Genomic DNA, 13,306 nt, shown 5'->3' on the forward strand with positions numbered 1-13,306 from the left:
GCCAATTTATTCTTTATTATTGTTTTTAAAAGAAAAAAAATAAAATTTATGATGTCTTAAGAAGGTGTTCTATGAGAATAGTAGTTGCTCAGCATAAAGGTGGGGTTGGGAAAACGACGTTAGCCGTTCATGTTGCAGGAGTGTTGAAGTCTGAGTATTATAAATCATACCTAATTGATTGTGATTCTCAAGGGGATGCATTTCGATTTTTTAGTGGGGCAGTTCCGCAGTCATCACTTGAGCATAAGCGTGGAATGGATAATGTAGATGTCTTATGGAATCCAGAACGGCTAAAAATGAGCAACAAAAACGCATTTTCGGGTTACGAGCATATCGTAGTTGATATTGATACACGTATAGAAAATGCTTTATCAGTCATCCTCGAAATTAATCCTGATATTGTACTTTTACCAGTTAGTAATCAGTTTTTATCACTTAGCCATGCAGAAGATTCCGTAGCTTTAATTCAGAAGTGTGAAGGTATTTTTGGTTACAAGGTGAAAAAACTAATCGTTGGAATGGGAACTCACTTCACAACAGAGAAATTACAAGGGTATGAAAGATTAAATATTGATTATATTTCAGATTTTGATAGGTGTCATTCTGAGAGGAAGTATATTTGGGATTTAGATGATGAATATGAATATTTGTATGGTGTTTTTAAATTAGGAGTGCGGTAATGGCAGATAATAAATATCAGCAATTTTTAATGAAAAGTGCACTTGAAAAAAAAGAAGGAAAAGAGAGTTCTTTCGAAGTTTCAGAGGTTAACGTTCCGAAAAAAACTAGTGATAAAATTAAATTGTTAATGGAATCATTAGATATCACTGTTGATTTTGCTATTAACATCTCTATCAGTTATGCATTGTATAATCATAATTTAAATAATGTAGGGGATTTGGAGTCAGAAAACGGTGATTATGTATCAGTTCCTTTTGATATAAGCCTAAAAAATCTAGGGGAAATAAAAGAAATAGTTGGGGATAAATGTGATGAAATTGAGATTGTATATTCTAAATGTGTGGTGAATAGTGTAGACATTTTTTGTGAAAAATTGAACCTGGAGGTTGTGCCATCAACACCAAAACCAAAGATGAGATTTAAATGAGTAGGCAATCTTATTTTATTATTAATGCAATACTGCAGTTGAGCAATGCAACAAAGCAGGTTATGGGGCAGCGGATTGCATATTTTTTAGGGTTAAATCCAGGGCCAAGAGGTGCTGATGATGGAATTGACGGTTCAATCAATATAAATGGAGTAAAAATTCAATTTCAATCTAAACTGAGAGCAAGCAATTTAGACAAAGATGATGCAAGGGCTCTGTATGCTGACATTGCCTATCATAAACCTAATGTTGTAATTATGTTGTCTGGGGTCGGTTATAAAGAAACATTCACCCAAAGGTTATTTTTTTACGATGACATAAAAAGTATCAAAGTTCATCTTCTTATATTACGAGATATTCTGGAGCATACGGATGCTTTCTCTAGAGCTTGTGCTGACCTCCCAGCGTTGAGATTTTTAGATGAGGAAATTAAAAAGGAAATTGGGTGATGACGAAATATCTTAAGTTTGTATGTAACTATTAATTTCAAATTATCCTTTTGGATGAAATTTTATCACTTCATCCAAAATGAATCCTGAGGTTAGCTAAGGTGATTATAAACCATATACATTTATATAAAATTGTCCCTTGTCATCCTCTGTTTTCTGTATCCGATACGTAATTGGCAATGAATTTTTCATGTTTGGTTTGGCGAAGGTTAAATCAGCCGCACACTGATAAACATCCAGACCTGATTCATGGCTAATTGTTCTGACATTTTCTACAGAAATACGCACATCCTTATCCAATGTCATCCCTTTCGCCATTGTCTTTCTGGCAATATCTACGACCAGATTTTTAGCATCATCACTATTGCATTTTGGTGTTTTCTCGCCGCAGCCAGCCAACAAACCAGCCGCTATTAATACCAGAAGCATTGTTCTTTTCATCTAAGATTCCTTCGTTAATTAAGGCATTTATTACTGCTTATTAAATAGACCATCCATTGTGCCTGCCGCAGAAATCCCACAGTAGCCTTCGCAACCACGAGTCATCACGCTGGCCTTACCGTTTTTCAGTTCACTAACTACTGCGACACACTGGCTGGTATTGTCATTCCAGACCCAGCGACGCTTCTGGCTTTCTCCGGCAGCTATTTGCTGTGCTGTCCCCTCCATATTGCATACGCCCGAACCATCCCCCGTTGAGGCATTAATGTTGAATTCAGCATTGCCCTTTCCCGGATGCAGGGTTAGAACCGCTCCGGGTTTTACGTACTGCTCTGCTGCGACAGGTAGCGTTATGGCTGTCATCAATAAGGCCAACAGTTTTCTATTCATTATTTGATTCCCTGCTAAGTGATACGGATGTTTTTGGTGATTTTCCCCAGTGCCAGCGGTCTGCGTTTTTCCACAAAGAAATAAACGACGTTGAATGCGGACTTGCGATGATTCCCTCGACCAAGAGAGGGCCAGTTGCGGAAAGATTCGATCTGTTCTTCTAAGTAGGGCGTGTCAGAGAAGTCAAACAGCACAAGCAAGGCTTTGCCGTCGTGCTTCATCAATTTCTTTACTTCTGTACTGTTGACGGTCGCGGAGACATTGGAACGTGCCGCAGTTGGTTTACGTACTGCAAACTCAACGGCTACATCATCAATGACAAAATCAATGTAACCGTGCCCGGATACAGTTCCTGACAGCTTGCTTTTTACTTCCGGTGAGACATTATCTGCAAACCAACCCAGCAAATAGCAACGTACCAAAGGCAGTAATTCCCGCTCGCTACATTCGTGCAGGCGCAGGGTTTTGACGAACTCCCTGCGATAAAGAGAACTGAAAAAATACTCAAAGCATTCCGTTATTTCTGTGATGGTGGTTGCCACAATGTTCTCCTTTTTGCCCACTTTTGCTCTGCTGCTCAGTTGAATGGGCTTCCAATCCAGCTTAGTTGATCGATTGCAGCTGTTTTATGTCTATAAGTGACTCAATGGTTAATTTTATGTCCATTAGTGATGTTCATGCAAGAGTAAAAAAGCCACAGAATTCCTCTTATGGACGTTCTGGAGATAAAATGATGGTAAAACTGATGGCAGATTCAGCTGATAAGCTGGTAGGGCAGCGTATTCAGACTAGACGTAAAGAAGCAGGGCTTACTGCTGCCGATCTTGCAGAGACTATCGATATCTCTCAACAACAACTTTCCCGCTATGAACGCGGAACGAATAAGATCAATATTGCTCATTTAGTCAAAATTGCCGTTACTTTAAAAACTCCAATCAGCTGGTTCTTTATTGATTGTATGGAGGATTTAAATGTTTCTGATATCCCGATTAACTATGCCACTGGGCTTGACATTGAATTAAAACAACGTCTCGAGCAAGTCTGGAATAAGCTAGACAACACTAAGAGGAAAAGCTTAATTATGTTTTTAGATGAGTTTATAAAATAACAACCAAATTAGTTCCTGAGTGAAACTATTTGCATTAAAAGCATGACCCTGGTAAAATAACATTGCTGGATAGTGTCATATTGTCCAGTAGCTGATACAAACTAATTGCCAACTTAGCATTTCATTTTATTATCCCATCCTGATGGGAGGGCGTCTATCGTCTAAACAGTCAGTATGGCAATGGTCAATTATTGGGTTGTATCATCAATTCAAATGCATATTTGCCGGAATAAAAACGATGAGTGTTATCCATCAGGAAGGGCTAGCTATGCCCGTCGATCAGGAATTAATAAATATCATAATAAATGAAGCGGGAAATCCTCCGCCGCATAAAGCCAAAATTACAGCCGTCAGTCTGTTATTTAAAAAACTGTGTTACAGCACTGAAAAGGGCGGTTACCATCCTGTCGAAATACGGCTTGTTTCACGCAATGATGAATGGTATTTCGATTACATCACCGACTTCAGTTATATGGGCGTGATTTACCCAGAACTGGAAAAGGAAATTGATATTAGCTGGAGTCAGCAATATGTCTTTCTGGCTCATGTTGGTGACCTGCCTGTTAACGCCGGAAGGGAGTTATTTGAACTCTGGCAATCCAACTTTATTCAGTATCACGCCATGAACATCTACACCATTACCGTCCTGTGGGAAAGCTAATCCCTCTGCACTAACTATCACTACTGACATGGAGAATTATCTGTGACGACTGACAGAGGGATACGTGCGTCTCAACAGGGCGAACTGGACTGTCTATGCGGTGCTTACTGTGTGGTTAACATGCTGAGCTGGTTGTATGACGGCAGGGTGAAACGACGTCCGTTAATGAACCGGCTTATTCAGGCTTATCAGCAGCGCTGGCCTTTGCATGAATGGCTGACTGAAGGGATTGAAGAGGACCGTCTGGACTGGCTGATAGCTCAGGTGCTGCAGAAAGGACATTACAGCCGCCAGTTCCCGGTTCAAATCACCAGACCCTTTTCAGGGAAACGGGGGTTATCAGACGGGCGACTTTTCAGGGAAATGCAGCGGTTTCTTGACGTCACTGACTATTCCCGCTTGATTATGCTCAGCGACCAGTTTCACTGGTCCCTTCTGGTCAAAATAGATGAAGAAACGCTCTGCTTCTTCGACAGTAACGGGCGAACCACCATGCCCCGTAAAGCTTTCTCCCTGCGTACTGGCGTAACCCGCCGCCAGCTGTTTCCCGACGCCATTTACTTCATTGAACGGGAGTTCTGACATGGCCATGTTTACCCAGCGTGAAACCCGTATCCTTGACCAGGCGCGTGACATTATCAGCCGGTACTACCAGCGCGGGGTTCAACTCTGTTCCCCTAATGATGTGCGACGGTGCGTAATGGTTGAGTTGGCACCGCTTGAACATGAAGAGTTTGGCATCATCCTGCTCGATAATCAGAATCAGCTACTGCACAAGGAAATCCTGTTCAGGGGGACGTTAAACACGGTTAGCGTTCACCCCCGCGAAGTTATCAAGCGTGTGCTGAAACATAACGCCGCCGCCGTCATCCTTGTCCACAACCACCCCAGCGGCGAGCTTGAACCCAGCCGCTGCGATATCAGGTTGACTAAAAAGCTTCAGGAACTGCTCGAAATGCTGGATGTGCGGCTGCTTGACCACTTTATCGTGGCGGGGACTGAAACGGTGTCTATGGCTGAACGGGGGCTAGTGTGATGCTGAAAGTTACCTGGTTTAATGTACGTTATTGCGGGTTACGTTCATGAGCAGGGCTGCATTACGCCAGATTCAGCCAGTGGTGCAAACTAGCATGTTCGATGCGTATATTGGCGGTCTTGCACCATCGGGACGGCGGGGTATCACCAGCCTGTTAAACCGCAGCGCCAGCATACTTAAACACGGTATGGATGCAGATAACTATCCGTGGGAACAGCTTAACTACGCCGCCGTCGCTAAAGTACGTGCGGCACTGCTGGATGACGGTTACGCTGTGTCGTCGGTCAACATGGCGCTGTCAGCACTCCGGGGTGTGGTGCAGACGGCCTTTAATCTCAACTGCATGGATGCCGAAACGCTGGCACGTATCCGATCAGTGAAGCGCGTGAGCGGTGATATCCAGCGCAAAGGAAGGGCTCTAGACAAACAGGAAATCCGTGCGCTGATTCATGCCGCAAAACAGCATCCGCAACCGGTACGGCGCTACCGTGATGCCGCTATTGTGCTGACGCTTTGTGGAACGGGCCTGCGGGCCGGGGAACTGGTTAAACTTGAACGCCGGGACTATGACAACGGTATCCTGACGGTGAGGCAAGGAAAGGGGCGCAAATACCGCGAAATTCATGTGGCGGATGCGGTGGACAAGGCCATCCGCGCATGGCTTAAAGTCAGTGCAAACGAAGCTGAAAACGCACTGTTCAGCCGTATTCAGCGCAACAGTAAGGTGGCCAGCCAGCCTCTGACAACAACCGGGTTAACGGGTATCCTAGAGCAGTTACAGCATACGTCAGGCATAGCGCGGTTTACTCCACATGATATGCGGCGCACCTTCATCACCCGTTTGCTGGAGCAGGGCGTGGATATCAACACCGTCCGCCAACTGGCAGGCCACAGCGACATATCCACGACAACCCGCTATGACTGTCGTGGTGAGAGCATGAAAATCAGCGCCAGTAAACGCATCAGGTGTTTTTAGCTGTTGAGCCGTTTCCTGACGCGGCTTCAGTTTTATCTTCAGCACTCAACCGCGCATACTTTTGATTCTGGACTTTAATCAGTGCATTGATATTTTCAGGCTGAAGCATCCACGCAACATCCTCACGTGCCCATTCTTTACCGTCAGAGAGACGTTTTAACCGGGGTTTCCATATTCCATACTCATTAAGTTTTTTTGCTACCGAAGCACATTTCTCACGATCTGACTCTTCCGTATAAAGCTTGTCAAAACGACCTTTAACGAGCTGGTAAACAGTGTAGATTTCCAGTGCCTTAGGGGATCTGGCCGGAACTATCATGGGGGGCTCCTCCAGCCCATAAATCCCGTTTAGCTCTCCCTCATTGAGCAGGTCATTAAACATGTGATTCACGCAGGCACTCAGCACATCCGCCGCTTTCTCTGCGTCGAATTTATCCGGGCTAAAACCCGCTCCCGTCAGTTTTCGGGCAATCAGTGCCAGTTTTTGCCGGGTATCCCGTCCCAGATAAAGAGCTTCTTCTCCAGAAATTCAAAGACCTCGTTACTGCTTTTCCGTTCCCGGTGGCATTTAGCGTCAGCCTTGTTGCTTTGGTTACCAATCACAGGTCACCTCCATGAGAGTGTTGTGTTCAAAATATCACCATTGAGCCTCAGTGGCCAATAGCCCTTGATGTGATCGTTTTGGAGCCAGAAAAAGCTGATCTCGGATGGCATAAACATGAACGATGCCCTGAACGTGCTCAACGAAGGCAGCGTTGGGCGAATCCTTGCGTTTTTTGGTGGTTGTAAATAACCCCGCTCCTGAAGCAGCTCAAAGGAGCACAAGCATGAACACCAACCGTATTTTGCGTAAAAAAGAGGTTCTTCATCTGACGGGGATCTCGTCAGCGACGTTGTACCGACTCATCTCGAAAGGAGTCTTTCCTTTGTCAAAGAAGCTAACGGGTGACAGTGGCCGGGCGGTGGGTTGGCTGGAGAGTGATATCAATAACTGGGTTAACAGTCGTATGCAGGCGGGAAAATAAATGAAAGAGATAATAGCTAAAACAAGTTCTGCGAAAGAAATAGCAGTCCCCTGGTTTGAAACCATGGGGAAACAGGTTGGGTTATCGAAACGTGCTACCGCTGCCATATTAAGGGAACAACAGTTGCGGATACGTAAGCTTAACCGGGTATCTGCACGAATTTTGTCTGATGCCATCAAAAGAGGGGAGCACTGGTGGAAGGATGAGTGCAACATATACGGTAAAATAGCGTGTATTCTTGACAGGTGTAAATACATCCCATGTGGAAGTGGAGCCTGTGCGCAATGTAACGCTGCTAAACAATTACATTACCAGGGCGTTTCGGTGGGGAATAGTTTACCGGGTCATACGACGTTAAATTTAGATTATTTAAGGCCGACTGATGATGAATATTCATCTGGCTGGACTGCAAATGACTTAGTTGAACGGCATCAGGATGGTTTTTAATCCTCAACAGGATATATCAATTTTGCCTGAATAAAAACCGGACACATTACCCTGTTGCTTTACTCAGTTGGCAGGGTAATGAATACAACCAGGAATATTAAATGAACGAATCTTATTACTTCAGAACATCAGACCCGGATTACATTCGCCACGCACCGTCAAGGCTTGAGATTTTAAGTAAAGCATTTCCCACTATTATTACGCAGCAGGAAAGTGAGCATGAATTGCAGCGTCTTATTCATTTACTAAAACTGAAAGGCAGCAATCGCTGCTATGACGTCATTGCCCAAAAACTCAGGCAGTGCAGAAACGGATCTCCATGCAACAGTCTTATATGCCCGCATTGCCAGCGGGAACGCATTCTGGCGCAACTGGCTATGTTGCATGTCTTGCCGGAGAATTCAGCAGAATATGTGGGAGTGGTCCTGTTTTTCAACAAGGATACGCAAACTCCGCCGCCATGGAAGAACACCGATGCGCTCAGGGCGCAAATCGGTCGTTATAAGCAGAGGATAAGCCGGGTACTTAACCGCCTGGGGTACGCCGGTCCGGCCACAGGCACCTTCAGTATGATGCGACATATGCCTGATGGCCCAGAAGAGCATATTTTTTGGATTCCACAGTTATGTTTATTCCTGCCCAATGACAGCACGTTGATTAAAGGGCTAAAAGCGCATATGTCGCGAAGTGGTGGGGCATTCGTTGATGCATCGGTTGTCAACACGCCGGTGATTGTGCTCAGGTATAAAGACCCCGCTAGGCTGCTTTCATGCGCCCTGGATCCCGCCTGGCACACAACGGATTATACACTGACTGATAAAGACGTTCTTGTTAAGTCAAGAATGGAGCCACTGAAAGGCCGGACACTGTTAAAAAGCCTGCTTGCCCTGGACTCACTCGGAACAAATATTGTTTCTTTTTCATTTGGGCAACCTCCAGGGAAAGTGCCCTGATCTACCGGTAATGCAGCAACTGCAATGCATTTTTGCTGTTGATCAAATTGCAGTGGAACGACGAATAACATCGGCAACCACTGCAATTTCGTTGTTGTAAAACTGCAGCGCTGACGGGTGATCCTGATGGCGTTGATGCACTTTAAAATTCCAACTGTTCCGATTTTAACGTAACCGTCTGTTTTCTGCAGAGTCTTACGGATGCCTCTATGCACCCGATCCTTGCCATTAACTGACGAGTTAGCGCATATGAGAGGGCTTTCTACATTTCTGCCAGTGAATATTCTACACACAATGGGGGAGCGGTCAGCGAACACCATTGCCATTGAGCGCAACGGAGAGCTTGGGGACACGCAGCATAACGGAGGCTTCATTTCCTTCTCCTGCCATAAAAACGACACGGCGAACGAGCGCAGCGAGTGAGGGAAGGCGTCAGCCTGACTAGGGGGAGAGATTTGCGACCGGAGTGGAGCAAATCATGGGCGGAGCCCATCCTCGCGACTGGGGTTTTGACTTTCAAATTGCCCGACTTAAAAACTGGTGAAATGGTCTGCGTAAGAGTCCGCGTAATTATCGATGCAACAACACCATGCTGAGACGGGACCGTGAATACAGAAAAGGATTATCCAGTGAAGATCCCTAAGTGGGTTTATGACCGTATTACTGAAATAACGGATTATGTCGTGGGGGATACGCAATGGGCGGTCACCCGGCGGCAGACATTACGGTGGTTCTTGGCCCACATATGGCTGGAAACAGACGATGATGGATGTGGACTGACCCCACAGCAGTAGACATTTCCTGTCCTCACGACGAGGCCTGTTCGAAGGCCTCCGGACTGACGCCGCCGAGATGACTGTGGCGCCGGGCCCGGTTGTAGAAGACTTCAATGTAATCGAAGATATCGGCCCGGGCCAGATCCCGGGTTTTGTATATTCTCTTTCTGATGCGTTCTTTTTTCAGTGAACTGAAGAACGATTCGGCCACCGCATTGACGCTCCTATGTCAAGAGCGGGCGATTGGCATAGGCGAGATCTGATAAAATCAATGGATAGAGTTCACGGACGATGTAGCGCTTCAGGCATCTCAGGATCTCTTTGGTCGACAGCCCTTCACCAGTCCTTCTGTCGACATAGATTCTTGTGCGCGGATCACTACGCATACGCACAAGGGCTATTGTCCACAGGGCGTTATTAGCTTCGCGTGAGCCGCCGCGGTTTAATCTGTGCCTGACAGTTTTTCCCGATGATGCTGGCAACGGATTTACGCCACAGAGCGATGCCAGAGCCGCTTCATTTTTTAAACGTTCGGGGTTATCACCTGCAACGGCCAGCAGTGTTGCAGCCGTCTGTGGTCCTACCCCAAACTGGCTACGAAGATGACTGGCATATTTACGGGTCAGTTTATCCAGTGATTCGTCCAGTTCATTCAGCTCTTCAGTCAGGGCCATCCATCGTTTCGCAAGGCTTCGAAGAGTGTTGCACAGGGCTATCCGCAATGGAGAATACTCTGATACCTCGCTGTTAATGCAGGCGGTAACGCATTCGTGTGGTTTCGATTTCCAGAGTTTGTCGCGGACATCCTGCGGGGCACTAACCAGCAGCGCACGAAGCTGATTAATCGCCTGCGTGCGGGCTTTTACTGCACTGCGTCGGGCAACACTGATAATCCGGAGAGCTTCACACGCGCCGGACTGCATTTTGGGTATGGCCTTGCTGCTCCCTGAAAGAACTGACCGGGCTGCATTTTCTGCATCCAGGGGATCTGACTTCCCTTCAAGGCGACGTTTTGAGCGATCTGGCCGATTAACTTCAACCACATAAATGCCATTCTTAATGAGATAACGTGTTAATGCGGCACCATACGTTCCGGTTCCTTCAATGCCAGCTCGTTCGAGACACCCAAAAGAACGAGCCCAATCAAGTAGTTCCAGATAACCAGTTTGATTTGTTTGAATAATGTGAGTGCCAAGCAGTTTACCTGCCTGACTGATAACAGCACCGACATGAATATCAAGGTGTGTATCAACCCCCAGGATCACGCTTTCAGAAGATTTGTGGTCGTTTTGCATGGTTTGCCCCCAGATATTGGTAGCACAACCATCCCCATCGCAGGACAGGACACTCGGGATGCAGTACAAAGCTCCTATCAGGTCACAAACGCTGGGCCCGGTTATGCCCGGGAAATACCAGAACAGACGACAGGTCAACACAAAGGCATCAGAGCCAATCCCAGCACGGGTCAGTCCAATCCGGTATTTGAAAGTATATTAGAATGAGTATCCCAGCAGTTGCCACGCCGACTCATACTGGGTGCCAGATTATTGGCCCGACAGAACCGTTGCCAGTCGTCGCTGCCGTACTGGCTGCCCTGGTCTGAGTGCACGATGACCTCGCTGTCCGGTTTACGTCGCCAGACCGCCATCATCAGCGCATCCAGTGCCAGTTCGCGTGAGAGAGTGGGCTTCATCGACCAGCCGACCACGTTACGGGCGAAGAGATCGATAACCACCGCCAGATACAGCCAGCCCTGCCAGGTGCGGATATAAGTAATATCGGTGACCCAGATCTGATTGGCCCGGACAACGGTAAACTGTCGCTGCACGCGATTAGGGGCAACAACGGAAGGTCTGCCGGCGATACGGCGAGGTGCCTTATAGCCGCGAACGGCTTTGATCCGGTTCAGTTGCATAATACGACCCACCCGGTTTTTGCCGCAGGTCTCCCCGATTTCGTTCAGGTCGCCATGAACCCGCCGGTAACCGTATACGCCTCCGCTCAGTGAATATGAGTCGCGGATAAGCATCAGCAGACGCTGGTTATCTTTATCACGCGCCGAGACCGGGTTGTGCAGCCACGCATAGAACCCGGCCCGGGCAACATTCAGTACCCGACACATCGTCATGACACCCCATACAGTGCGGTGCTCATTGATAAAGCGGTACTTCAGTCGGGCTCCCTTGCAAAGTACCGCGCGGCCTTTTTCAGGATATCCCGTTCTTCTTCGGTGCGTTTTAGCTGCGCCCGTAGTTTCAGGATCTCGCTTTTGGCTTCCAGTAAATCCCGGGCATGCTGTTCGCTGTTATCAGGTTTGATAGCCCGTAGCCACTTGTAGAGGCTGTGTGCAGAAACACCCAGACGGTCAGATACTTCGGCGACGGAATAACCGCGTTCCGTTATCTGACGGACGGCTTCTTCCTTAAATTCAGGTGTAAATCGTGGTGTGCCCATACGCTCCTCCTGTGCTCAAACTATAGGGCAGGATCGTCTACCGGGGTGGGGTCAGTCCAAACTATAGGGCAGGATCGTCTACCGGGGTGGGGTCAGTCCAACTATAGGGCAGGATCGTCTACCGGGGTGGGGTCAGTCCATATGACCATCATTATCGTCTGACATTTGGAGGGCGGTATTACGATCAGGTGTTCCAGAATCTACCCAATGAGTTGAAAGCGAAGTTTCGTTGCGGGTTACTCAACTATGACATCGAAGCCTGCAATCTGGCCTGTCTGAACCATCTGTTCAGGGAATATGGTGTTGATTACTGCGTGGATGCTTCTATCTATGCGGAGATGATGGAACATACCGGGCTGACCCGGAAACAGTGCAAGTCCATAGTCCATACCACCACCTACATGACCCTGGCCCAAAATCAATGCAGTGCTAAATCAGAGATCTTCGTCTTTTTGCAGACTCCGGATAAATTCAGCCGGAGTCATGTCATTTAATGATGAATGCGTTCTCTCATGATTGTATTCCCTGCGCCAGTTGTCGAGTTTGTCCTGTGCATCTTCCAGTGACAGGAACCAGTGAATGTTCAGGCATTCATCCCGCAGACTACCGTTAAATGATTCAATAAACGGATTATCTGTCGGCTTTCCGGGACGAGAGAAGTCCATTGTCACCCCGTTTTCATACGCCCATTTATCCAGACTCTTCGAGATAAACTCGCTGCCGTTATCTGTCTGAATACGTACAGGCTGACGTTTACGCAGTACCCGTAACCCTTCCATCACACCGACCACATCCTCACCCTTCAGCGACTTTCCGGCTTGGATCGCCAGACATTCACGACTAAAATTATCCACTACAGTTAACGCCCGGAAACGCCGTCCGTTAAACAGGTTATCCGACACGAAATCCATACTCCAGCACTGATCGACACCGGTCAGGACGGGACGCTGTTGGCGATGTGCTGCACTGACATGCCTGCGCGGACGTTTTCTCCGCAGGTTAAGTCCTTCCAGACAATAAATCCGGTGTGTTTTCTTGTGGTTAACAGGCCAGCCTTCCCGCCGTAACTGGATATGAATACGCGGGCAACCGTAGCGGATCCGGGTTTCCGCTATCTCCCTGATGCGCAGGGTTATCGCCCGATCATCCCGCCGACTCTGCCAGTGGTAAACGGTTCTGCTCTGCATCAACAGTCCGCATCCCCGCCGGACACTGATACGGTAAGCTTCCCGCAGAAAATGTACCACCTGACGCTTCTGAGCCGGCCTCAGAACTTTTGCTTCAGCACCTCCTGCAGCATCTCTTTATCCAGGCTCAGATCAGCCACAAGCTTTTTCAGTCGCTGATTTTCATCCTCCAGCTGTCGCAAACGACGGAGTTCTGTTACGCCCAGACCGGCAAATTTCTTCTTCCAGTTAATGGGATGGACTACCTCCTCCCTCTGCGGTTAACTGTACGAAATGTACTCACCAGGAGAATCAC

At 47.3% G+C, this 13,306-nt stretch carries 17 protein-coding genes and 3 pseudogenes; 11 read left to right on the forward strand and 9 right to left on the reverse strand.

What is annotated here, in order from left to right:
• Positions 1–71 precede the first annotated feature (71 nt).
• The 3 genes from EL098_RS03760 to EL098_RS03770 are packed head-to-tail and all read left to right on the forward strand — an operon-like array spanning position 72 to position 1,557.
• Positions 72–680 (forward strand): ParA family protein, encoded by a 609-nt coding sequence (locus tag EL098_RS03760; protein WP_126354904.1) that lies wholly within the window; start codon positions 72–74, stop codon positions 678–680.
• Positions 680–1,108, forward strand: coding sequence for a hypothetical protein (locus tag EL098_RS03765; protein ID WP_126354906.1), 429 nt, complete (start codon positions 680–682; stop codon positions 1,106–1,108). The genes EL098_RS03760 and EL098_RS03765 overlap by 1 nt, the downstream gene beginning before the upstream one ends.
• Positions 1,105–1,557 carry a restriction endonuclease gene (locus EL098_RS03770; RefSeq protein WP_126354908.1) on the forward strand — a complete coding sequence of 151 codons (453 nt, stop codon included), beginning with the start codon at positions 1,105–1,107 and terminating at the stop codon, positions 1,555–1,557. Before EL098_RS03765 ends, EL098_RS03770 begins: the two co-directional genes overlap by 4 nt.
• A 105-nt stretch (positions 1,558–1,662) precedes the next feature.
• On the opposite strand, the gene EL098_RS03775 is transcribed toward EL098_RS03770, so the two are convergent.
• From EL098_RS03775 to EL098_RS03785, 3 genes are read right to left on the reverse strand one after another with little or no spacing between them, the layout of a single operon-like run.
• Positions 1,663–1,998: a hypothetical protein gene (locus EL098_RS03775; protein WP_126354910.1), complete on the reverse strand. Its 336-nt coding sequence runs from the start codon at positions 1,996–1,998 to the stop codon at positions 1,663–1,665.
• A 30-nt stretch (positions 1,999–2,028) separates the two neighbouring features.
• Positions 2,029–2,388 carry an acyl-CoA dehydrogenase gene (locus EL098_RS03780; RefSeq protein ID WP_126354912.1) on the reverse strand — a complete coding sequence of 120 codons (360 nt, stop codon included), beginning with the start codon at positions 2,386–2,388 and terminating at the stop codon, positions 2,029–2,031.
• A 14-nt stretch (positions 2,389–2,402) separates the two neighbouring features.
• Positions 2,403–2,930 (reverse strand): hypothetical protein, encoded by a 528-nt coding sequence (locus tag EL098_RS03785; protein WP_126354914.1) that lies wholly within the window; start codon positions 2,928–2,930, stop codon positions 2,403–2,405.
• Between the two features lie 191 nt (positions 2,931–3,121).
• On the opposite strand from EL098_RS03785, the gene EL098_RS03790 reads away from it, so the two are divergent.
• The 5 genes from EL098_RS03790 (at position 3,122) to EL098_RS03810 (ending at position 6,169) form a co-directional block, all read left to right on the forward strand.
• A complete protein-coding gene (locus tag EL098_RS03790; RefSeq protein WP_126358343.1) occupies positions 3,122–3,496 on the forward strand; it encodes a helix-turn-helix domain-containing protein in 375 nt (124 codons plus the stop codon).
• 268 nt (positions 3,497–3,764) lie between these two features.
• The gene (locus tag EL098_RS03795; protein ID WP_126358344.1) at positions 3,765–4,157 is read left to right on the forward strand and encodes a DUF2787 family protein; all 393 of its coding nucleotides are present in this window, start codon (positions 3,765–3,767) and stop codon (positions 4,155–4,157) included.
• 120 nt (positions 4,158–4,277) lie between these two features.
• Positions 4,278–4,739 (forward strand): hypothetical protein, encoded by a 462-nt coding sequence (locus tag EL098_RS03800; RefSeq protein ID WP_126358345.1) that lies wholly within the window; start codon positions 4,278–4,280, stop codon positions 4,737–4,739.
• A 1-nt stretch (position 4,740) separates the two neighbouring features.
• Positions 4,741–5,193, forward strand: a complete 453-nt coding sequence (gene radC / locus EL098_RS03805) for a RadC family protein (protein WP_126354916.1) — start codon at positions 4,741–4,743, stop codon at positions 5,191–5,193.
• Between the two features lie 46 nt (positions 5,194–5,239).
• On the forward strand, positions 5,240–6,169 hold the full coding sequence (locus EL098_RS03810) for a tyrosine-type recombinase/integrase (protein WP_126354918.1): 930 nt from the start codon (positions 5,240–5,242) through the stop codon (positions 6,167–6,169).
• Here the strand turns inward: EL098_RS03810 and EL098_RS23370 are convergent.
• Both EL098_RS23370 and EL098_RS23645 read right to left on the reverse strand, forming a co-directional pair.
• A complete protein-coding gene (locus tag EL098_RS23370; RefSeq protein ID WP_232012309.1) occupies positions 6,156–6,551 on the reverse strand; it encodes a hypothetical protein in 396 nt (131 codons plus the stop codon). The two genes, EL098_RS03810 and EL098_RS23370, sit on opposite strands and share 14 nt — an antisense overlap.
• A gap of 89 nt (positions 6,552–6,640) precedes the next feature.
• A complete protein-coding gene (locus EL098_RS23645) occupies positions 6,641–6,772 on the reverse strand; it encodes a hypothetical protein (RefSeq protein WP_269462195.1) in 132 nt (43 codons plus the stop codon).
• Between the two features lie 224 nt (positions 6,773–6,996).
• Here EL098_RS23645 and EL098_RS03820 point away from each other — a divergent pair, with 224 nt between their 5' ends.
• The 3 genes from EL098_RS03820 (at position 6,997) to EL098_RS03830 (ending at position 8,594) form a co-directional block, all read left to right on the forward strand.
• Complete coding sequence (locus EL098_RS03820; protein WP_126354920.1) at positions 6,997–7,194, forward strand: helix-turn-helix transcriptional regulator; 198 nt, start codon at positions 6,997–6,999, stop codon at positions 7,192–7,194.
• The gene (locus EL098_RS03825; protein ID WP_103928274.1) at positions 7,195–7,641 is read left to right on the forward strand and encodes a hypothetical protein; all 447 of its coding nucleotides are present in this window, start codon (positions 7,195–7,197) and stop codon (positions 7,639–7,641) included.
• 101 nt (positions 7,642–7,742) lie between these two features.
• Positions 7,743–8,594, forward strand: a complete 852-nt coding sequence (locus tag EL098_RS03830) for a hypothetical protein (protein WP_232012311.1) — start codon at positions 7,743–7,745, stop codon at positions 8,592–8,594.
• Between the two features lie 807 nt (positions 8,595–9,401).
• On the opposite strand, the pseudogene EL098_RS03840 reads toward EL098_RS03830, so the two are convergent.
• The 4 genes and pseudogenes from EL098_RS03840 to EL098_RS03860 form a co-directional block, all read right to left on the reverse strand.
• Positions 9,402–9,587: pseudogene (locus tag EL098_RS03840) on the reverse strand (IS3 family transposase); the annotation flags it as partial.
• A gap of 7 nt (positions 9,588–9,594) precedes the next feature.
• A complete protein-coding gene (locus EL098_RS03845; protein WP_126354924.1) occupies positions 9,595–10,665 on the reverse strand; it encodes an IS110 family RNA-guided transposase in 1,071 nt (356 codons plus the stop codon).
• Between the two features lie 209 nt (positions 10,666–10,874).
• Positions 10,875–11,824, reverse strand: a pseudogene (locus EL098_RS03850) (IS3 family transposase); the annotation flags it as partial.
• 434 nt (positions 11,825–12,258) lie between these two features.
• A pseudogene (locus EL098_RS03860) lies at positions 12,259–13,241 on the reverse strand (IS3 family transposase); the annotation flags it as partial.
• Positions 13,242–13,306: the final 65 nt, after the last annotated feature.

It is taken from the genome of Cedecea lapagei (assembly GCF_900635955.1).
Lineage (GTDB): Bacteria > Pseudomonadota > Gammaproteobacteria > Enterobacterales > Enterobacteriaceae > Cedecea > Cedecea lapagei.